Annotated in this window: 22 protein-coding genes; 18 read left to right on the top strand and 4 right to left on the bottom strand. The window is 55.2% G+C overall.

What is annotated here, in order from left to right; translation table 11 throughout:
* Positions 1–222: 222 nt before the first annotated feature.
* On the top strand, positions 223–456 hold the full coding sequence (locus tag VF651_06270; GenBank protein ID HEX7965305.1) for a helix-turn-helix transcriptional regulator: 234 nt from the start codon (positions 223–225) through the stop codon (positions 454–456).
* Here VF651_06270 and VF651_06275 read toward each other — a convergent pair whose 3' ends face one another.
* Genes VF651_06275 through VF651_06285 form a run of 3 tightly spaced genes read right to left on the bottom strand, consistent with a single transcriptional unit; the run spans position 457 to position 4,109 of the window.
* The gene (locus VF651_06275) at positions 457–2,220 is read right to left on the bottom strand and encodes a hypothetical protein (GenBank protein ID HEX7965306.1); all 1,764 of its coding nucleotides are present in this window, start codon (positions 2,218–2,220) and stop codon (positions 457–459) included. It lies immediately after the preceding gene.
* A gap of 35 nt (positions 2,221–2,255) precedes the next feature.
* The gene (locus VF651_06280) at positions 2,256–3,155 is read right to left on the bottom strand and encodes a nucleotidyltransferase (GenBank protein ID HEX7965307.1); all 900 of its coding nucleotides are present in this window, start codon (positions 3,153–3,155) and stop codon (positions 2,256–2,258) included.
* Between the two features lie 24 nt (positions 3,156–3,179).
* Positions 3,180–4,109, bottom strand: coding sequence for a patatin-like phospholipase family protein (locus tag VF651_06285; protein ID HEX7965308.1), 930 nt, complete (start codon positions 4,107–4,109; stop codon positions 3,180–3,182).
* Between the two features lie 138 nt (positions 4,110–4,247).
* Between VF651_06285 and VF651_06290 the strand changes: the two genes are divergently transcribed.
* The 10 genes from VF651_06290 to VF651_06335 all read left to right on the top strand — a co-directional run bounded on the left by VF651_06290 (position 4,248) and on the right by VF651_06335 (position 13,646).
* Complete coding sequence (locus VF651_06290; protein ID HEX7965309.1) at positions 4,248–5,144, top strand: S-4TM family putative pore-forming effector; 897 nt, start codon at positions 4,248–4,250, stop codon at positions 5,142–5,144.
* Between the two features lie 13 nt (positions 5,145–5,157).
* Entirely contained in the window at positions 5,158–6,039 is an 882-nt protein-coding gene (locus VF651_06295; GenBank protein ID HEX7965310.1) for a hypothetical protein, read from the top strand.
* A 20-nt stretch (positions 6,040–6,059) separates the two neighbouring features.
* A complete protein-coding gene (locus VF651_06300; protein ID HEX7965311.1) occupies positions 6,060–6,677 on the top strand; it encodes a hypothetical protein in 618 nt (205 codons plus the stop codon).
* Between the two features lie 71 nt (positions 6,678–6,748).
* Positions 6,749–7,129 (top strand): hypothetical protein, encoded by a 381-nt coding sequence (locus VF651_06305; protein ID HEX7965312.1) that lies wholly within the window; start codon positions 6,749–6,751, stop codon positions 7,127–7,129.
* A 1,553-nt stretch (positions 7,130–8,682) separates the two neighbouring features.
* On the top strand, positions 8,683–8,946 hold the full coding sequence (locus VF651_06310; GenBank protein HEX7965313.1) for a hypothetical protein: 264 nt from the start codon (positions 8,683–8,685) through the stop codon (positions 8,944–8,946).
* A gap of 282 nt (positions 8,947–9,228) precedes the next feature.
* Positions 9,229–9,414 (top strand): hypothetical protein, encoded by a 186-nt coding sequence (locus VF651_06315; protein ID HEX7965314.1) that lies wholly within the window; start codon positions 9,229–9,231, stop codon positions 9,412–9,414.
* An 84-nt stretch (positions 9,415–9,498) separates the two neighbouring features.
* Entirely contained in the window at positions 9,499–11,022 is a 1,524-nt protein-coding gene (gene istA, locus VF651_06320; GenBank protein HEX7965315.1) for an IS21 family transposase, read from the top strand.
* Between the two features lie 3 nt (positions 11,023–11,025).
* A complete protein-coding gene (istB, locus tag VF651_06325) occupies positions 11,026–11,763 on the top strand; it encodes an IS21-like element helper ATPase IstB (protein HEX7965316.1) in 738 nt (245 codons plus the stop codon).
* A gap of 9 nt (positions 11,764–11,772) precedes the next feature.
* Positions 11,773–12,717, top strand: coding sequence for a toprim domain-containing protein (locus VF651_06330; protein ID HEX7965317.1), 945 nt, complete (start codon positions 11,773–11,775; stop codon positions 12,715–12,717).
* On the top strand, positions 12,687–13,646 hold the full coding sequence (locus tag VF651_06335) for a tyrosine-type recombinase/integrase (protein HEX7965318.1): 960 nt from the start codon (positions 12,687–12,689) through the stop codon (positions 13,644–13,646). The genes VF651_06330 and VF651_06335 overlap by 31 nt, the downstream gene beginning before the upstream one ends.
* A gap of 40 nt (positions 13,647–13,686) precedes the next feature.
* On the opposite strand, the gene VF651_06340 is transcribed toward VF651_06335, so the two are convergent.
* A complete protein-coding gene (locus VF651_06340) occupies positions 13,687–14,565 on the bottom strand; it encodes a WYL domain-containing protein (protein ID HEX7965319.1) in 879 nt (292 codons plus the stop codon).
* A 190-nt stretch (positions 14,566–14,755) separates the two neighbouring features.
* On the opposite strand from VF651_06340, the gene VF651_06345 reads away from it, so the two are divergent.
* The 7 genes from VF651_06345 (at position 14,756) to VF651_06375 (ending at position 19,450) form a co-directional block, all read left to right on the top strand.
* Positions 14,756–15,034 carry a hypothetical protein gene (locus tag VF651_06345; protein HEX7965320.1) on the top strand — a complete coding sequence of 93 codons (279 nt, stop codon included), beginning with the start codon at positions 14,756–14,758 and terminating at the stop codon, positions 15,032–15,034.
* On the top strand, positions 15,034–15,408 hold the full coding sequence (locus VF651_06350; protein ID HEX7965321.1) for a hypothetical protein: 375 nt from the start codon (positions 15,034–15,036) through the stop codon (positions 15,406–15,408). Before VF651_06345 ends, VF651_06350 begins: the two co-directional genes overlap by 1 nt.
* Positions 15,405–15,908, top strand: coding sequence for a hypothetical protein (locus tag VF651_06355; GenBank protein HEX7965322.1), 504 nt, complete (start codon positions 15,405–15,407; stop codon positions 15,906–15,908). Before VF651_06350 ends, VF651_06355 begins: the two co-directional genes overlap by 4 nt.
* The gene (locus VF651_06360) at positions 15,908–16,726 is read left to right on the top strand and encodes a ThiF family adenylyltransferase (GenBank protein ID HEX7965323.1); all 819 of its coding nucleotides are present in this window, start codon (positions 15,908–15,910) and stop codon (positions 16,724–16,726) included. The genes VF651_06355 and VF651_06360 overlap by 1 nt, the downstream gene beginning before the upstream one ends.
* 62 nt (positions 16,727–16,788) lie before the next feature.
* Positions 16,789–17,661, top strand: a complete 873-nt coding sequence (locus VF651_06365) for a nucleotidyltransferase (protein ID HEX7965324.1) — start codon at positions 16,789–16,791, stop codon at positions 17,659–17,661.
* Entirely contained in the window at positions 17,662–18,582 is a 921-nt protein-coding gene (locus VF651_06370; GenBank protein HEX7965325.1) for an S-4TM family putative pore-forming effector, read from the top strand. It begins immediately after the preceding gene.
* Positions 18,521–19,450, top strand: coding sequence for a nucleotidyltransferase (locus VF651_06375; GenBank protein ID HEX7965326.1), 930 nt, complete (start codon positions 18,521–18,523; stop codon positions 19,448–19,450). The genes VF651_06370 and VF651_06375 overlap by 62 nt, the downstream gene beginning before the upstream one ends.
* The last annotated feature ends 8 nt before the right edge of the window (positions 19,451–19,458 follow it).

A 19,458-nucleotide genomic window follows, 5' to 3' on the forward strand; every position in this document is an offset into this window, starting at 1 on the left:
ATCCCTTTGGTTTAGGGGCGTGCGCATCCTTCCGCTGAATGGCTTCAGCAGCGCGTGCCTCTGTTCAAATACCCCTTGTCCTAACCGACCGCCCGGTGAAAATCCCTAGGCTGCTTGAGTACTTATGTAGTCGGTATCCGACATCGGAAAATGTAGCCTATATCCCGTCGCCTGAAAGTGTCAAGACACCGATGCTCCCCACTGGAATGGGGAGGTGAGCCGGTGTCGAAGAAGCTCAAGAAGGCGTTCGGTTCAGCGATGAAGGCCACGCGTAAGCGTGCGGGCCTTAGTCAGTTGAGGCTGTCAGCGTTGAGCGGATTGGACCGTACCTATATCAGTGATCTGGAGCGAGGCGAGTTCTATGCCAGCCTGGACACTATCTTCCGATTGGCAGATGCCATGAAGGTATCCGCGGCCGAAATCATAAAGCGTACTGCCGACGAGCTGGATAAATAGCTATTCCGGTTCCTTGTAGTCGTCATAGTACGACTCGTTCATCTCCGGGTCGGCCTGGAACCGATTAGTGATCAATACAATCTCGCCAACGTCCTTGGGAAGATTCTCTATTCGATCTAGCGCCGCATTGATGCGCGCACACTGGTCTCTGGTGGCGTAGAAGCGGTGGTCATCAAGCCAAAGACGTGGGCCGTTATAGCTATTTAGGTCAGCCCTCTCGAGCGCGCCGACCTGCTCTTCGAATTGCTCCCGATTTACCTGCGCGCGCAACAGAGGAATGAACTCGAACGTTCGGTCCTCAGAGAGAACGATCGCAAGCCTTTTCTTCTCCTCTGCATATACATATCTAATCGCAGAGTTATAACGCGACCCACGCGCGGGTGTGCATCGTGGATGGGAAGGGCCGTCAAGGATTACGCCAACCGCATGACAGTTGAGATCTGGATCCAGCAAGATCGAGCCATCAATCCCGCTTACCTGTAACAGCAACGCCTCGGTGAGGGGTGTCGGCTGAATCATAGTCCCTTGCTTTTCCAGTCGGCGCGCTTCTTCGGCCGCGTCCTTCGCGACGACAATCATGCAGGCACGCTCGTTTCGCCTAGCGGAGGAAACCATTTTCCAAAGTTTGTCGGCGACTTCCTGGTCTTGGGTAGGGAATATGCGCTTGTAGTTTTCCAGGAATCTCTGATGGTCTAACAAGTCCAGGGGTAGTTGTGGCATTCCCTGCTTGCAGGACATGCGCATCCGACCGCCACACCAGACCTCCCAGGAGAATCGATCTACAAAGTCGATCTCAAGATAGTTCTCTACATCCAAGCCATACTCGGGCCCAATCCGTCCGAAACCGAGGATCGCACTGCCATTGCATACCAGGAGGCTCTCGCTTGAAGTTACCTGAAGGGTCTTCCGAACCCAGCGAGCATCGGACAGCGGGACTGGCTCCTGGAACTTAAAGTCCCAGTGAATGCGCGGGTCGTCCTTCTTTACGAAGAGCATTCTTCCGTGTCCCGTTGCTCCTTCATATAGAAGCGCGGACACTTCACTTAAGTGTTTAAAGGCATCGCCATGGAACGGGTCTTCACAAACTACGGATACAAGCCTGCGGAAATAGTTGTCGGCAGCGTCGCGTGCCAATTCCTGGGCGGATCGATGGTACATATAGTGAGTGTCACCGGGCACCGGCAACTGCATTTCAACACTCAGCTCACCGAACATGGTCTTGACGACACTGTGTACTAACGTGGGAATCAGAGTTTCGTGGTGCTGTGACTCAGCCGGCTGCAACTTTGGGTATATATCAAATACTTCATTGATGATTCGAACGACCGGCGTCACGTAGTAGTCTTCGATCGGATAGGGGATGCCGACGAAGGCCTCGTATTGGTCCGCATCACTCATTGCCTCGACGGATTCACGTATCGTCGTGCGAACCGAGTCTCGGTGCATTCGCTCTGGAATCAAGTCGTTTAATTTCTTCGCGCTATGGAATGTATTCTGCATCGGATGAGTGGATTTGATGGCGTTCACCCGCGCATGCATGTTGGAAAACATCGCCTGGGTCCAGGGCCCCTTTTCAGGTTCGATGCACACCGCGTGGACACTGTAAGGATTCAGTGGATTGTCTTTGCGTACGCCTATTAGATAGACGTCCGGTTTTAGGTTGATGCCCAATGCCTCAAATACGGCTTTGAGTCGTGACTGAATGTGGATGCGCAGGTGCTCCTGGTATCCCCACATAAATTGGTCAATTGTTTTTACAGGCATCCCTTCCCCCTAAGCCTAGGCTGATATAGCGATCCCTAAATCGCGAGCAGCCACCAAATATTGGCGGTATTGATGAAGGCGGTGCATTGGGTAGCCTGCCAGCACAGGTCGGGATCACCGGTGTGGAGAGGGTGTAGCCCATTGGCGCACATGAAGTTGGCACGATTGGCCTGCTGCAGGTAGGTCAGAATGCCTGACACCGTGGCCTGCCGCGAGGCAACAAAGAGGTTGTTTGGAACGTTAGAGAGTAGTCCTTCCAGGAAGTAGGAGGGAACAGTCCCAGCGCCAATGAGGCCGTTGTCGATGAGACGGTTGCGTATGTTCTTGAATATGCGGACCGTCGGTTTGAACCTGTTGCCTGTCGCCTGGTGCTTAGCCGTACAATTCACGCTGTGCTGCGCCGGATAGTTGACGAGCATCTTGCCGCCGGCGGTCTGGAACGTGATCCCGGATGTGTGCGACTCCAACGCGTCGCTGACGTACATGGAGTACTGGAAGTAATTGGTAGCCACGATCACGTCGGCCTTGCGCCGGGCTCCGTTAGCCGCGATATGCAGCGCCTTGCTTCCACCGTGGACAGCGTAGGGGAACGCTGCATCCAAAGCTGCTCGGACGTCGTTCTTGAAATTGGAGAGCTGGTACGCGGGGGGACCTGGATGATCCGCGTGATAGCTCATCTTGGCTAGGACGGAGAGCGCTGACAGATCACCGTGGTAGGTGCTTTCCAGGCAGATGACCACGTCCACGTCACTGTCGACACCGTGGATGTTGGTGTCGTTGCCGTATGAACCTTGCAGGAAGACCCGGTAGACCAGACCGCTATATGCCAGGCCGGGTCGCTGAATCGCTGCTTTGATGGTTGCGTAAGTGGTGCTACTCGTCGTCACCGCTCCCTGGTGCGACCACGTGTCGAGTTGGGCTTCTGAGATCGGCATCGGTTCCCCTGCTTCCCGGATTCGCTACTTCAGGAGCGATCGCAGGTTCTGCTCCACTTTGGCATAGGAGTCGCCACCCCGCTGGAATATCTTTGCCAGCTTCTTCACGTCACCCTCCATGAAATCCATGGCCAGTTCCGGGTGTGAGAAGGTGTCATCGATGCGTATGGCCTGCAGGCCGCGGAACAGCAGGCCGCGGAGGTGCTCCATGGAGTTGGTGTTGCCCTCCATGAACTTTATCAAGGCCTGCGTGTACTTGAAGTCGTAGTAGGCGCGCTTCAGGATCCCCATCGGGGGCATAGGGTAGATGCCAACGCCGATGCTCAGCAGCCGTACATCCTGGTGGTCGATGCCCATGGCCACTGTGGCATCGCCAATGGCGTAGAGGGCAGGGTTGTTGGCGCAGAAGCCGCCGTCGCCTAGCTCTATGGACGTGCCATCGTGCAGCTTCACCGTATGCCGGTTGAAGTAGGGGTAGGCGGCGCACGAGGCCTGGACCGCATCTGCTATCGTGCAGTCGAAGCCTGGCTTGAAGGTTTCCCGACGACCGAACGCCTGGTTGATATTGGTCTTGAAGATCATCGGCAGGGACAGATCCCACTTCGTGGCGACAATGCCGACGTCGGTCTTGAACGCATCGAACTTCTTGTCCTCGAACAGCTTCACGGCGAGTTTGCGCACGGCCTTGGAGCGCCCGCGGCGCGTCCAGCGGCGCATGACCTTGGGCACGTTGTCCTTGTACAGGGTGTGCACCTCGTCGACGCTGTAGCCGAGCGCGAGCAGCGAGGTGATGATTGATCCCGTGCTGGTACCGTACATCAGGCCGAACTTCTGGTGGATCGGCATACCGATCATGGCCTCGACGTGGCGCAGGACGCCAAGGGTGTAGAAGCCCTTGGCGCCGCCGCCATCCAGGGCGAGCACATATAGGGGTTTTTGGGATTTGGGAGCCATCATGTTTATGCGTGGTTCGTGTTGTTCCCATGAGTATATGCGCCGCGGGCAGGGTGGCGCTTGTCTGCATTACCGGAAATCCGCAACATAGGTAGGAGTGCCTGGAGCCTTTGGCCTAGGGATTTTAGGGGCCCATGAATGAACAGTATTCCCACGGCGCAGAACGCGCCTGAACAGCTCCAGCTGCTTGCAGCTCAGAGAGCCATCTATTCGAGAGCCAAGACGATCCTGGCCACGCAGCTGATATTGGCGCTGCCGGTGGCGATATTGCTCTCTTTTGCGGCCCTGTATTTCCCAGCTTCACGACCGTATACCGGCCTTGCCGGCGTTGTGATAGCGACGTTCGATGCGGTGATTCTGACCAAGTGGCAGGCGTCATTGCGAAAGGCTGCGGCGGAAGTGCAGGAGGCTTTTGACTGCGCTGTTCTTGGGCTTCCGTGGAACCAGGTCAAGGTAAAGAAGCCGAGCCCTGAAACCATCGCCGAATGGTCTCAGCGTTACTCCGATCCGGACAACTCTGCACCGCTAAGAGACTGGTATCGACCTGAATTCGGCGAGTTGCCAGTGGGTATAGCCCGCCTCTACTGCCAGCGTTCAAACATCGTGTGGGATGCGCGCCAACGCAGAATCTACTCGCGGATATTGCCCTTCATGGCTGCGGGCATATGTGTACTCGTGGTCACCATGGGTCTTCATTGGCAATTGACCATGGCGACCATCGTCCTGGCTGCAGTCTTGCCTCTGGCGCCATTGTTCCGCCTTTCTTACCGCGATTACCAAGATCACAACGGTGCAGCGAACCGGCAAGAGGAAATCATTCGCCAAATTGATGGTGCCCTCGAGCGTGAAGCCACTGACGCTTCATTTGCTCGCGCAGTGCAGGACGAAATCTACGACTATCGAGTTCGCAGTGGCTTGGTGTTTGATTGGGTATTTAAGGTTCTCCGCAAGTCCTCCGAAGATAGGGCGAAGGGCGGGGCGCAGCGAGTCCTAGCTGAGCAGCGCAGACCGGATAAAAAGCGGAACGTCACCTAGGAAGGGGCATGCCATGAGACAGGGAGTTCATCCGTCATATAACTTCGAAGCGCTCCTGACGCGCACTAAACCACAGCCGGGAGAGCTGGGGCGAGCCAAAATCAATGCAGTCGCAGTCCGCAATCGACTGGCTCTCGAATTCCGAATTAGACGTGCCATGGCGATCGGCAGCCAGGTTCGCGGCACCGCTGTCCGCTATTACAGTGATGCTGACTACATGTATATATTCTCGCGTGACGACACGAGGTGGGGTAGGGCGACAATCAACTCAACGACCCTGTTGGATAACGTTCGCTCTCTGCTGATCGGCAGATACCCCAACACAGAGATAGGTCGGGATGGCCAGGCGATCGTAATCGGTTTCGCCCAGGGGCAGAGGTCGATGGATATCGTGCCTGGCTGGTTCGACGGTTTCGAGAGTAGGCGACCCATCTACAAGATTCCGGACGGTGCAGGTGAGTGGATTAGAACAAGCCCCGAACTGCACGACAGCCTTTTTAAGACGGCGGATCTGCAGGCCCGAGGCAAGCTCTCTCGAACAATAAGGCTGCTCAAATGGTGGAAGTACAGTAGGGCAACTCCGCTGCCGATCTCATCGTTCTATGCCGAACTGGTTCTAAGCTCCCTTGGCACCTGCGTTGGGGTGAAGAGCTATTCAACGTGCATGTATGACTCGCTCCTGGCACTGCACCAGCGCAATGGCCGGGCATTACAGGATCCGGCAGGAATCTCCGGTCTCATCCCAATGGCCAGCACGCAAGCCAAGCTCCAGCAGGCCAGAGAAGCGATTGCCAGCGCCTTGGATCGAGCGGCACGAGCATGCGACGCCGAGCGCGTACGGAACCACCTTGAAGCTAACTACCAATGGAACCTGCTATTTAACGGCGAGTTTTGAAGACAATCGAGGGAGTAGGCATGGGTCATAAGGACGTCGACATCGCTCTGGTCTACCAGGAAGACATGCCAGCGGAACCTATCGAGCTATTCAGATCCGAAATCGCACGTGACGGTGTCGAGGTTCGGATTGAGAAGCTGCCTTTACCTGGACCGATGGCGGGTACGGCCCTCTACATGCTGTCCGCAGTAGCCACGTTTGTGACAGCCAAATACTTCGGTGCACTGGCTGAGGAAGCCGCCAAAGATCATTACCCCAAGCTCGTTAAGGCCATGAAGCAGCTGGCCGGACGCTTTGCCGGCAAGAAAGGCCCCAGTGTGACCATCCTGCATACCGTCGGGAAGGTCACCGGGGATGACTTCATATATTCGCTGTCCTATGCCGCCTACGCAGAATATGAGCCCGGCGTGCGACTGAAGCTCCTGTTCAGAAACGACGCTGACCAGAACGAAATCGACCTGGGGACGGATTTGTTCATGGCTACCCTAAGAGCAATCCACTCCCGGACCTATACAGGTGGCGGCATTGAGGGGTTACGTGAAGCGACCCCAAGAGGCGGGCTCATCTTGGTCATCTTCGATCAGCGGACAGGAACCCTAAAAGTATTGGACCCGATCCAACAGCATTTCACGCACTGAGCAGACCGACACGGAATCGAAATCCGGATGGCACGCGATTTGGTTAGAGACATTAAAAAGGGATATGAAACATGGATCAGTTGCGGTATTGCGCGGTCGTCGCATCAGAGCTCCAAAAAATCGATGACGTTGATGATCTGGTGCTGTTTTGGCGGCACAACCGAGAGTATCTCAATGGCATGCGAGTGGCTTTCTCAGCGGAAAACTCTGGCACCGCTCCTCCGTTCGGATCGGTAGTCGGGTCCATCGAGACGGACGACTATTACATCAGAGGCGCTTACAGCCGGCCAAAGGTGTACTTCCTAGATGAAAACATACTGGCCGACTATGACAGGCACGGGACAAGTGCCTTGCAGGTTAGAACGGAAATCGTGCTCGATTCGCAGTTCGCCAACTATGTGTGCAAAAACCGGTCAATCTGGACACCTGAACCGGTGAGTCCTGGGCAGTGAAACCAGCGAGGGCTGGACACCCCTCCTGATGGAACCGGTGCTGGTCAGTTGAAGCAGGCAGATATATTGTGCGAGATCGCTTTTCTCGCACTACCGAACTACTGGTTCCGCTAGGTTTGGCTGGGATGTGAAGAATAGGCCGCCTAGGCTTTGTATCTGCATATACGTCGCGCTGAGACACGGAACTGAGAAACCATCCGCGGGGACGCTTGGTCGGCTTTGGATTCTGTTTAGGTGGATCCTCAATCTTGGTGCGGTGAATTTTCCTTCTAAACGCGCGGTGACTCGTATCGTCTTTCGTTTGCGGACGCCGCAGATACTCGAAATATTCCTCACTCGGCTCGGCGAGTATGTCGAAAGCATTAGCCAGTTCGAATTCATCTTTCGGAACCTTCCTCAATTCAACCGGTTTCGCTTTGCGCGTCTTCGAATGCCGGAGATGCTTCAGTAGCTGCTCTAGTGGACTGCTCGGCAACAAGAAGCGCGGAACTGAGGCAGCAAGCACATTTTCGGACTCCTCGAGAACCGCATCGAGGCCTACCTCTTGAGCCCAGTATGTAATTGCCATTTGTTTTGGGAAACTATGCTTTACTAGACGGAGACGCCCCAGATTCATGACGACGGCACGCAGCTTCTCCACCTGCAGTTCTCTATCTGGGCTTGCTGCAATGCCCAATGGCGCGAGGCAACGATGCTCAATAAACCCGAGCATTTGGTGCCTGACATCATAGAAAGGGGGAAATGCGCACAACCTGGTTGAGACATCACGAATAGCCTCGACAAGTAATCTTAGCCACGCCTTATTGTCTGGACCGGCATTTCTAGGTAAGGCATTGAGTAGATATGCAAGCGATTGGATGTCACCAATGCGTACTAGGCGGCGAATCGTTCGTTTCGAAGGATTCGATAGCTCATCACGACTTATGTAGATAGTACGAGAGAGTGGTCCAGAGAAATAATCAGACTTCGGCTTTAAGGTGCCACGGAAGGCGTTTATTACTGAGATCTGCCGCGCGCGTTCGGAAGGAGAGCCAAATTGGCTCAAGACGCTGGTTAGTAGTGAACGTGGAACGCGCGTTAGATAGTCATCGTGCGAAAGTTCCTTGAGTCGCCTCGTGCTGGGCAGGCTTTTACCGCGGGCAAACCGCGAGATGGCGCAGGGATACTTGATCTGTCCGTGGTCACGCTTGCTAAAGAGATCCCCGTCAAAGAGTCTTTCGATGCCGCCGGCAGTGCTGAGCCCCGTTAGATGCTTCCAATCGGCAACAAGAAGCGGCCCGAGCAGGCAGGTGTACGTAAATCCAGTACCCGCACCAAAAGTGGCCCCGTTTAGGCTTTTTTGGTTCTTTTCCAAAAAGGGCACTCACGTTGCCGGCCGAAGTAACGCAAGTCCTTATTCTGTCACGCTTAGTCACGCTGTTCGGCCGGTCCTCGCTCCTGCTGGCAGGTTCCAGGGGCTCCACTAAAATTCCCAAGCCCAATAGGCCTGGGAGGCCCCGACAATGCTGGAATTAGAGGGACATATGCCCCCGAGCGCAGGTGGCCAGGAACCCATGGACAGCCTGGAAAAGCACTATTTGAACCTCCTGGTGGAAAAGCACGGGTGGGTGCTGGTTGGCCGGAGCCTGATGAAGGCCTTGGGATACCCCAGTCTGGAGTCCCTGAGGCAAGCAATTCACCGGGGCTCGGTCCCGGTGCCCCTTTTCCCAATTGAGAACCGTAAAGGCATGGGAGCGCTTTCCACCGATGTCGCCAAGTGGATGGCCGGACGCAAAGCCATTGCCAGCATCCCAGAGCAGCAAGACAACGAGACCTAAATGAAGGGGGTGATCTATGAACTAGCGTGACTGTGCGTGACGAGGGCAGACTGACCGTGACCAGAAATGCAAAAGCCCAGAAGCGCGTCAACGCTCCTGGGCCTTCGACTTTGTCGTGAATCACTCCCCGACAAGAGTCATTGTAGTTCTGATTCCCACAGAGTCAAGTTAAAGGGACCCCTATTTATAGGGGTCCCTACCGCCCCGTCTTTGCTACCTCAGTTTCCCCCGATGCCGCGCACTGATGCGGAGAGGGGCCCAATCAAAAAACTGGAGCAAAAGATGGAACAGATCCGCATCCGGACGACCTTCCCCATCAGGAGAGTGCGGCTAGCACCCGACTGGGGTTTCGAACGCGACTACTGCAACGGCATCTGCCGAGGCAGTTGCGTGTTCTCCACCTGTCCCCACCAGGGCATCCATAACCCCAGTGAGCAGTTGGAATTCGACTTCAACTCGCTGCACTGACCTTCGAGCAGACCCAAATGGAGCCCTCCGAGCTGGTGCATGCCAGCTCGGCAGGGTTTCCTTCACCCTCGGTGGGAGCCTGAGATGAACAAGATACTGGAAGTCCTGCGGATGAAATCTGGGACGGAGCTGAGCGAGCGGCGGATCGGCGAGCTTCTCTCGCTGTCGCCGACCACGGTCGCGAGGTATTGGAGAATCTTCAAGGACAAGGGCTATGACCTGGCTGAACTCGAGAAGCTCACCTACGAGGAGCTTGATCGCAAGTTCAATAGCGCCTTCCGTCGCCTGGTCCGCAAGCGCATGCCCGACTGGGACTACATCCACAGGGCGATGAAGCAGAAGTATGAAACCTTACAGCGACTCTGGGAGGAGTATTGCTTGGCGGGCCCTGGCGATGCCTACAGCCGCAGCCAATTCGGCGAACTCTACCGTAACGAGGTCATGAAGCTGGACGTGGTGATGCGTCAGACCCACCTGGCCGGTCAGTGCATTTTCGTCGACTTCTGCGGCCAGACCGTGTCATGGACTGATCCAGAGACCGGCGTAGTCCATCAGATGCAGATCTTCATCGCAGTGATGGGATGCAGCAACTACACATTCATCCTGGCGGTCCCCGACCAATCCCTAAAGTCGTGGATCCACGCACACAACAAGATGTACGAGTTTTTCGGTGGAGTCGCCGAAGCGGTCACCTCGGACAACTTGAAGGCCGCGGTCATAAAAGCAGGCCGCGACATGAAGCTGAACAAGACCTACTTCGAGCTGGGGAAGCATTACCGGACGATCATCCTGCCGGCCCGCCCCGGCAAACCCCGTGACAAGGCTAAGGTCGAGAGCGGCGTTCGCTTTGTGTACAGGGTCGTCCTGGCTGCACTCAAGAACCGGAGCTTCTTCAGTCCGGAGGAGATCAACCAGAGCTTTGAGGAGCTTCTGGTCCGCTTGAACGAGAGGCCGTTCAAGCGGCTCCCTGGGTCCCGGAAGTCGTGGTTCGAGGATCTGGATAAGCCAGCCCTGCGCCCGTTGCCGGCAGAACCCTTCGAGTATGCGGAATGGCGTGCTCCCCAGAAGGTGCCGAACGACTATCACGTAATGGTCGACAAGCACTACTACTCGGTGCCTTGCGCCTTGATCCACAGCATCGTGGAGGCGCGGGTGACCCAGACAACTGTCGAGTTCTACCAGGGTGGTCGTCGGGTCGCCACACACGCGGTGAGCAATGTCATTGGGGGTCAGACCACGGCTCCGGAGCATCAGCCGCCGTCCCACCGCGCTTATGCGGAGCAGACGCCGGCCTTGTTCCAGGAGTGGGCCATGGGCATCGGTCCGGCCGCGCTCGCCGTGGTCCAGGAGCAGTTTGCGTCCAAGCCCCACACCCAGATTGGTATCCGTGCCTGCGCACAGCTAAAGGGACTCGGACGCACCTATGGACCCGACCGTCTCGAGGCGGCGTGCCGGCGAGCCCAGGCCATCGAGTCCCTGACCGTCAAAAGCGTCCAGTCGATCCTGAAGAGCGGCAGGGACCAGATTCCGCCCGACGATGATCCCCTGCCGCCCCATTTGCCGCCGCATCAGAACATCCGTGGGTCCGACTACTACGCCGGGAGGTAATCCATGTCATTCGCTCAAGCTTGCGAGGTATTGAGGCGCCTGGGCCTACACGGGATGGCGCAGTCATTGGATGATTTGCAGGTCAACCCGGCCGCGCTCCGCGACTTGGCGCTGTCCGACCTAGTCATAAAACTCGGTGAGGGCGAGCAGAACCTGAGGAGCACCCGGCGGCTGAAGCGCTTGCTGAAGGCCGCAGGGCTCCGCGGGGATGCCTACCCGGAGGACATCGACTATCGGGTGAAACGCGGACTCGATCGCCAGCTCATGGCTGACCTGCTGTCGTGCGACTGGATCCGGAGGAAGCAGAACCTCTTCATCATCGGCCCGACAGGCGTTGGCAAGACATGGATTGCTGAAGCCATGGTGTCCCAGGCATGTCGCAATGGCATGCCGGCAGCCGTTTGGAGGGTCTCCAAACTCCTGTCGGCAATCAACGTCGGGCGCGGAGACGGCAGTGCGCCGAAGCTTCACCAGCGCCTGGCGAAGCTCGGCCTGCTGGTGCTGGACGACTGGGGACGTGTGCCACTGACGGTTCAGGCTCGTCATGACCTCTTGGAGCTTGTGGACGACCGGTGTGAGCGAGGGTCTATCGCCATCACCAGCCAGCACCCGGTCGATAAGTGGTACGACTGGCTCAACGACGCAACCGTCGCCGATGCTCTGTTGGATCGCATCGTTCACAAGGCCCACAAGATCAATCTTAAGGGGGACTCCATGCGGGCTCTCAAGGGCATGGGCTGAGGGAGACACATGCAACAAACAACACCTGTAACACCCGATCAGCGCCGCCGGGCAGCCATGGTGCCTCCGTACCGCGAACGAGGTGCGCCAACCCTGGATACCCCATTGGCCGATGAAGGGGACTATTGCAGCAACCCCTTGGCGCCTGAGGACCAGCTCGCCCTGAATCAAGTGACTACCTACTTCACCAAGGCTATCCGCCGGAGCCTGCCAGGACAGCAGTTCCTCAGGCGTCTGGGGCTCAATGACCCGGAGGTGATCACCGCGTTCAAGCTGGGCTATTCGGACAGGACTCTCTGCCATCGCTTGGGGGATCCGAGAACCGTGGCAGGAGGAACTCTGCGCGGCCGGATGCAGCGGCTCGGGATCCTGCGGCCCAGCGGGCATGAGCTATTCCGAGGGTCACTCGTGGTCCCAATCCTCAATGAGCGAGGGGACACTGAGGACATGTATGGGCACAAGTCCTCATATAAGCAGCGCTACATGACTCCGCTCCATGTCTCGTTGTTCGATCCGCCCCGCGGCGTGTTCAACATCCGAGGCATCAAGGGCCATGAAGAGATTGTGCTTTGCGGAGTCCCCATCGATGCCCTCACGTTGTGGTGCCACGGGGTAAAGAATGTGACCACCACTCTGGGTGTTAAGGGGCTAACGGTCGAGCACTTGGATACCTTTGCCAGGTTCGGGGTAAAGCGCGTCGTTATCGCGTTCGAACGTACCAAGATGGGTGATGACGAAGCCCGATACGTAGCCCAGGCCCTGGATGCCATGCGGATCGATGTGCGGAGGATGGATCTGCCAAGTGGCTTGGATGTGAACACCTATAGCCGGCTGAGGTATCCGACCAAGGGCAGTCTCCAGGACATGGTCCGCGATTCCCACGAGTTCCGCCAGACCTATATCAACCTACGGGAGAACATGGAATGCCGAAGGGCACAAAAGCGCTCTCATTGATCAGAGGTCTTGAGCTGCATATCGAGGACTGCATGGCCCGCGGCCAGAGCACACGCACGGCCGAGGGCAAGCGCTATGTCTTGAGCGGATTTATAGCTTGGTGTCTTACACAAGAGATCACCCTGGTCCAACAAGTGACTATCCAGGTCCTGGAGGCTTATCGGAAGTATTTATTCCAGTACCGGCAGCCCAATAACAAAAAGCCTCTAGACATCGCTACTCAGCGTAACCGGCTGACGGATGTGGTGATGTATTTCAGGCGGCTTAGGAAGACAGGCTATATCAGGAAGGACCCGGGACACGAGTTCGAGATGCCCTACGTGCCGCGGCGCCCGCCTCAAGCTTATCTCTCTGTCGAGGAAATCGAAGCCATCTGCCGGCTGCCACTGCTCTATGGAATCAAAGGCTGCCGGGACAGGACAATTATCGAAGTCCACTTCGCCACTGGAATCCGTCGGGCCGAGGTGGCCAATCTCGATATCTCCGATATCGACTTCAAAGAAGAGATCGTCATCGTCCGACAGGGCAAGGGACGACGGGACAGACGGGTTCCCATAGCTAAGCGGGCGTTGGCCTGGGTGAAGTTCTACGTGAAGCATATCCGGCCGAGATTCGCCCGAGTCGACTCGGGGAATGCGCTGTTCCTCACAGATCGTGGCAAGCGCTTCGAACCCCGGAAGCTCGGAGAGCGCACATCCCGCTACGTGAAGCTCGCTGGCATCAACAAGCGGGGCGGGTCAACCCTGTTCCGGCACAGCACTGCCACGCTGATGCTGGACAATGGCGCTGATATACGGCACGTCCAGGAGATGATGGGCCACGCGGATATTAAGAACACCCAAATCTACACACACGTCGCTATCGGCAAGCTGAAGGAGGTCTATAAGCGAACTCACCCCGCGGCACAAACTGGGGTGCTACATGGATAGTTAACTCATGAAGGCAGTGCAGGATGGGCGAGCCGCAGTTCTAGAGGGCTCGTACATTCAGGGCGGAAGTTATTTTCTTAGACTCTTCCCTTGCGAGGCGCTGGCAATTCTCCACTTCGGCAAGATTTGTTAGATGCAGCTGCTTACGTTCAGGAGGAATGGCATCATCGCTTAAGTCGAGATTGAGGTTGCGGATATAATAATAGGCAAGCGCTGCTCTAGTTGTGATAGTTCGTACCCCATTTACCATTCCAAAATCTCGTTCAATCGTAGCTCGTTGTGCATCATTGAGTTTTGGGTGCGCGACAAGTTTCAAATCAACAAGCTTTATCCATTCGATGTCGTTAGAGGGATTAGTGTCGACGGGACGGCTGTCATTAACAGAAATGATTCGTGAAATCACAAAATCACGATACTCCTGTCGGGAGACACACCATGCACGGGCATGCCAGCGGTGACCATCGAAACCCAGTCCATGCGGTACTATCGTCCGCGTCTGCGTACCTTTGTTGATCGATTGATAAACAACATCTAACGCTAAGCGGCCATCGATAGCTCTCAGAACGGTTCTTAGAATTTCTGGCTCAACATTGCGTAAAACCATTTGCATCACTGCAGCAGGTGGGGGGCTTCCAAACCAGGTGTCCACTGCAGAGATAGCGCTGTTTAGGATGGCATCCAGCTGACGTAAGTAACGATCGGCGGAAAGCTTCAGGTACTTCGGCTGAAACCCAGGTTTGGGTAAGTAGGCCTTCTCATTTTTGTCGTATTCGATATTTTCTGGGGCTGCTTCGACGTATGCCCTCAGGTCCAAAGAAGCCTGTGGGGTGGAAACCCCAAATCTCTCTTCCAGGTCGCTTCGGTTAACCCGCCCGACCCAATATGCCCGCCATTCGATGAACTCGAACTTCTGGGCCACCCCCCACCGGACGTCCTCTCTTTCAGCCATAAAAGTTATACCTATCGGTATTGACTAGCATAAAAATTACCTGTATATTACAACATAAGCCCCCGATATAGGCGGGGAATCTTCCCGGAAAAGAGCCATCCGGGGCTCCATTTGGCTCAGCTGGCCCGGCAAGGGGCAAAGGCGAAGTGAGGCCATAGCCATGATAAGCGCAAACCCTGATCAGAATGCAGGAAAGCAGGGGGGCAACCCGCCCGCAACCGAGCATAAGTTAACGATTTTCGTCGATGGCAATCCCCATCAGGTTCGGCCTGGGCAGTGGAAGGTCAGCGACCTGAAAGCCCAAGTAGGCGTCGATCCGGCCAAGGTGCTTGCGGAGATTACTCCGCACGGCCTGAAGGATCTCGACGACGGCGAGGAGATCACCGTGCATCAGGACGAAAAGTTCATGACGCACGCGCGTACTGGAGGGTCATCGTAATGGCCGCCGCTCCTGAGGCCATCGCCATGAGTGCAGGAGCGGATCTTCCCGCAGAACTGGTGCTGATCGCGCAGCTCTGCGGGGGGCAGGTCCAGTACATCAATGAGGGCGAACGCCGTTATATTCATATGACGGAGTTGCACTTTTACGTCCGTGGCGAACAAAAAGTAATGGATGCACTCCTGTGCCTGAACTATCCGAACCCGACCTACCCCACGAAGCTATACCTGCCGACTAATCTCGGTCTAGGTTTGAATTGGAACGAGAATGCTTACATTCTCGCGAAGCAGTGGTTTACATGGTCGTGGAAGGATGTCTCTCCTAACCAGCCGCCAATTGCCATCTTGGCTGAGCACCTGCGGGCCTTTCGATGAGAACGATTTTTAGAATAACCGACCAGATGATAGGTGAGATTCGCCGTGACCTGCAACGTCCTCACGACTTCGCTGCTGAGCGCGTTGGCTTTATTTCCGTTCGGGCAGATCAGACGGCTTCAAATCTCCTGCTAATAGGTGAGGGCTATCATCCGGTCGCGGACGAAGAGTACGTCGACGACGCGAGCGTTGGTGCGATGATGGGACAGGAGGCAATCCGCAAGGCATTAGACATTGCGTTGTTAAAGCCGGTCGGAATGTTTCATGTGCACCTGCACTCGCACCGAGGACGTCCGCGTTTCAGTCCTACAGATGTTCGGGAACAGCGTAAGTTCGTTCCCGATTTCTTTAAAGTTCGTCCGCATCCACATGGAGCCATAGTCTTAAGTTTCAATCAGCAGTATGGAACCGTCTGGATGGGACCCACGCGGACCACGCCAATCTCGGAATTCAATATTATTGGGCCTCGGTTTTCGGCAGACATATTGGAAAAATTCTGATGAGCTATCAGAGTGACTTCAGTCGACAGCAATTTTTGGGCGATGACTCAGAGCGCATTCTGCGAGAAACGCGGGTCACCATAGTAGGGTTGGGTGGAGGCGGTTCTCATATTGCGCAGCAGCTTGCGCACCTGGGGGTAGGCCATATTCGTCTCATCGATCCACAGCGGATTGATGCAAGCAATTTGAATCGGCTGATTGGAGCTACCGCACAGGACGTTGAACAAGAAACGCCCAAGGTCGAGATTGCCCAGCGCCTAATCAAGGGTATTCGGCCTTGGGTGAAGGTTGAAATGGCACAAAGCGAATGGCAAGCCGCCGCTTCGCTGATAAAGGATACCCACGTCCTATTTGGTTGCGTAGACGGATATATGCAACGTAGCTATCTAGAAGCCGCTGCGCGCCGATATTGCCTTCCGTACATCGATATAGGCATGGATGTTACCAAGCTGGAAGAACGGCATTATGCCGTTGCAGGACAAATGATCGTGTCCTTGCCTGGACGCCCATGCATGCGGTGTCTTGGGTTTCTTACGCAGCAACGACTGGACCAGGAAGAAGATGACTACGGAGATGCCGGCATAAATCCACAAGTGGTGTGGACCAATGGCACCCTTGCGTCTCTGGCCGTAGGGGCATTCGTTCGACTGGTTTGCCCGTGGGCGCCGTTCAAATATGACTATGAGTGGTTGGAGTTGGATGGCAATAGCCAGCAGGTGACTTCTAGCAGGCAGCCTGACTACATGCCGAAACACCCATGTACACACTACAACCAATGTGATGTAGGTGACCCGTTTTTTAGGTGGAAGACAATCTAAAGTGGGTTCGCAATCGCAAGCTTAGAGTAACTCTTTTCATTTTTGAGGGATTGGGATCTTAAATGCCACGCACAATCGAGGAAGGCTTCCGCGACTTCCTGCCAAAACTTACACCTAGCTCTTGGGAATCCGAAGCCGCCAAGAGCCATCGCGCCTCGATCGAGGCCTGTTTGTCCAATAACTTTGGACTGAACCGTTTTACGCGTATTGGCTCGTTCGGTAATGGCACCAGTATTTCGGGATACAGCGATGTCGACTACATGGCATGTCTTCCAAGCCAATCTCTGAGTATTAACTCCGCCACTGCTCTAACTAAGGTACGCAATGCCTTGGATGTTCGATTTCCAAACACGGGCGTACACGTGTCATGCCCAGCGGTTGTTGTACCGTTCGGTTCAACCTCATCGGAACAAACGGAAGTAGTTCCAGGAGACTACCGCCACGAGAGCAACGGATATTCGGTCTACGAGATCGCAGACGGCGCTGGCGGCTGGATGAAGGCGGCGCCTGATGCTCACAATGAATACGTCAGGTCGATAGACAAGAAATTGAGCGGGAAGGTTAAGCCTCTAATCAGATTTATTAAGGCCTGGAAATACTACCGAGACGTGCCAATCTCGTCATTCTATTTGGAGCTGCGAGTCGCCAAGTACGCTAATGGGGAAAAATCGATTGTCTACGACATTGATGTGGCCAGGGTTCTCCGTGAATTGGATTCCAATGGGCTTGCGGACATGCAAGACCCTATGGGGATATCTGGCTATATCCCTGCTTGTAGCTCGTTGGCTCAAAAGCAAGATGCGCTATCAAAGTTGGCAACCGCTACGTCTCGTGCCGACAAAGCAAGGACGGCGGCAAGCCAGGAAAAGATCTCGGATGCTTTTGATTGGTGGCGTCTGCTCTACGATTACAACTTCCCCACGTACTATCTCTAAATGAACAACATACCTGCAAAACAAAATGAACAAGAAGAGCTTAGAAAGCTCGCAGCTATGCGATTTACCTATTCGTCAGCCAAGATGGTTCTCTTCTGGCAGTTTTTTCTGAGCGTTCCCGTCTCTGTAACAGCCGCGATCTTGTCGCTGGCGTACCCAAGTCTCAAGGGTTATGCGACGTTCATAGGCTTGGTAGTGACCGCCTTGAACCTGGCGTGGCTGACCCCATGGCAGACACGTCTCCGAAAGCAGGCAGCTAACATCCAGGAAGCGTTCGATTGCTATGTGCTGGATTTGGAGTGGAACCCAATCAAGGCAGGCCAACGCCCATTACCGGAGCTCATCAAAGAGAGAGCTGACCAGTATTTTCCAAATCGGACCGACTTCCCGGGTCTTAGGGATTGGTACCCCATCGTGGTTGGGACTGTCCGGCTTGAGATAGGTCGAATTATCTGTCAAAGAGAGAACTGTGTTTGGGATGCCAAGCAGAGGCACTCCTATGCCACGGCAATGGTCTCTTTCATTGCGGCTTGTATTGTCGCGGTATTCGTAGCTGGCATGGTAGAAGGTCTTACGGTCGAGAAATGGATCCTCTCAGTCGTCGGACCACTAATACCGGCATTCACATTTGCGTGGCAACAGGGGCGAGAGCACCGTGCTGCTGCGACGAGACTTGAGGATCTGAGAAACCATGCCGACGGCTTAGTGGATGCGGTACTCGGTGGGCTTGCGGATGGCCAAGCAACAGCGCTATCACGAAGCTTGCAGGACGAGATACTAGACTCTAGGCAGCGGAATGCTCCTGTCTTTGACTGGGTTTTCAATTTTCTACGACCAGAGTACGAAGCACAGATGCGATATGGTGCCAAGGAGCTGGTTGCCAAGGTGGCGCGCAACGGAGGTGGAAGTGGATCGCAATAGGGCACCAAATGCGAACCTTTTAGGTCTGCTCAAGTACATCCAGCCACAGCCTTCAGAGTTGTCGCGCGCTACGGGGCATGCTCAGACAGTACGGAATAGACTGACCGGGAACTTCGATATTCGTAAGTTTACAAGGATTGGTAGCCACCAACGCGGCACGGCAATTCGACATTACAGTGACCTAGATTTCATTGCAGTGCTAGCCCGCAAGGAAGCTCGGTGGGGTCGTTCCACCGTAGCATCTACGACTGTCTTGAACCGAGTTCGGGACGATTTAATTGACCGATATACGACAACCGATATCGGACGAGACAAGCAGGCCATAGTGATTGGTTTCTCCGGTGGGCAAAGCTCGATGGATGTGGTTCCTGCACTGTTTGATTCGTTTAGTGCCGGCCGACCAATCTACGTGATTCCAGATGGTGTCGGTGGTTGGCGTGAGACAAGTCCCGAGAGTCATGACAGATATTTCGCTTCCGCTGATGAACGGAGTGTAAGCAAGCTGCGACGCACCATTCAGCTTCTCAAGTGGTGGAAGCATAGCCGTACCCCAACTGTGCCAATTTCGTCGTTTTATATGGAAGTGGTTCTCGCAAGCCAAGGCACATGCGCTGGAGTCATGTCATACAGCCAGTGCTTATATCAAGCTTTCAGGACGTTATCGGTAAGGGCGGGGCAGGGAATTAGAGATCCTCTGGGAATCTCGGGAGTTATCGCGGCTGCGGATACAAACGCTAAACTTGATTCGTTGCGAAGAGCACTTTCATATGCCGAAGAACATGCGGCGAAGGCGTTTGATCAAGAGAGGCTCGGCAGCGGTAACCGCGCCAACGATCAGTGGAATATGGTTTTCAATGGTAGCTTCTAGAATGCGAC

The organism is Gammaproteobacteria bacterium, assembly GCA_036383255.1.
In the GTDB taxonomy this organism is placed as follows: Bacteria; Pseudomonadota; Gammaproteobacteria; order Natronospirales; family REEB76; genus DASUBN01.

Bases quoted from the DNA above. Each gene is read 5' to 3' on its own strand.
- VF651_06275 (HEX7965306.1), bottom strand. From the start codon at position 2,220: ATGCCTGTAAAAACAATTGACCAATTTATGTGGGGATACCAGGAGCAC.
- VF651_06280 (HEX7965307.1), bottom strand. From the start codon at position 3,155: ATGCCGATCTCAGAAGCCCAACTCGACACGTGGTCGCACCAGGGAGCG.
- VF651_06285 (HEX7965308.1), bottom strand. From the start codon at position 4,109: ATGGCTCCCAAATCCCAAAAACCCCTATATGTGCTCGCCCTGGATGGC.
- VF651_06290 (HEX7965309.1), top strand. From the start codon at position 4,248: ATGAACAGTATTCCCACGGCGCAGAACGCGCCTGAACAGCTCCAGCTG.
- VF651_06295 (HEX7965310.1), top strand. From the start codon at position 5,158: ATGAGACAGGGAGTTCATCCGTCATATAACTTCGAAGCGCTCCTGACG.
- VF651_06300 (HEX7965311.1), top strand. From the start codon at position 6,060: ATGGGTCATAAGGACGTCGACATCGCTCTGGTCTACCAGGAAGACATG.
- VF651_06305 (HEX7965312.1), top strand. From the start codon at position 6,749: ATGGATCAGTTGCGGTATTGCGCGGTCGTCGCATCAGAGCTCCAAAAA.
- VF651_06310 (HEX7965313.1), top strand. From the start codon at position 8,683: ATGGACAGCCTGGAAAAGCACTATTTGAACCTCCTGGTGGAAAAGCAC.
- VF651_06315 (HEX7965314.1), top strand. From the start codon at position 9,229: ATGGAACAGATCCGCATCCGGACGACCTTCCCCATCAGGAGAGTGCGG.
- istA (HEX7965315.1), top strand. From the start codon at position 9,499: ATGAACAAGATACTGGAAGTCCTGCGGATGAAATCTGGGACGGAGCTG.
- istB (HEX7965316.1), top strand. From the start codon at position 11,026: ATGTCATTCGCTCAAGCTTGCGAGGTATTGAGGCGCCTGGGCCTACAC.
- VF651_06330 (HEX7965317.1), top strand. From the start codon at position 11,773: ATGCAACAAACAACACCTGTAACACCCGATCAGCGCCGCCGGGCAGCC.
- VF651_06335 (HEX7965318.1), top strand. From the start codon at position 12,687: ATGCCGAAGGGCACAAAAGCGCTCTCATTGATCAGAGGTCTTGAGCTG.
- VF651_06345 (HEX7965320.1), top strand. From the start codon at position 14,756: ATGATAAGCGCAAACCCTGATCAGAATGCAGGAAAGCAGGGGGGCAAC.
- VF651_06350 (HEX7965321.1), top strand. From the start codon at position 15,034: ATGGCCGCCGCTCCTGAGGCCATCGCCATGAGTGCAGGAGCGGATCTT.
- VF651_06355 (HEX7965322.1), top strand. From the start codon at position 15,405: ATGAGAACGATTTTTAGAATAACCGACCAGATGATAGGTGAGATTCGC.
- VF651_06360 (HEX7965323.1), top strand. From the start codon at position 15,908: ATGAGCTATCAGAGTGACTTCAGTCGACAGCAATTTTTGGGCGATGAC.
- VF651_06365 (HEX7965324.1), top strand. From the start codon at position 16,789: ATGCCACGCACAATCGAGGAAGGCTTCCGCGACTTCCTGCCAAAACTT.
- VF651_06370 (HEX7965325.1), top strand. From the start codon at position 17,662: ATGAACAACATACCTGCAAAACAAAATGAACAAGAAGAGCTTAGAAAG.
- VF651_06375 (HEX7965326.1), top strand. From the start codon at position 18,521: ATGGTGCCAAGGAGCTGGTTGCCAAGGTGGCGCGCAACGGAGGTGGAA.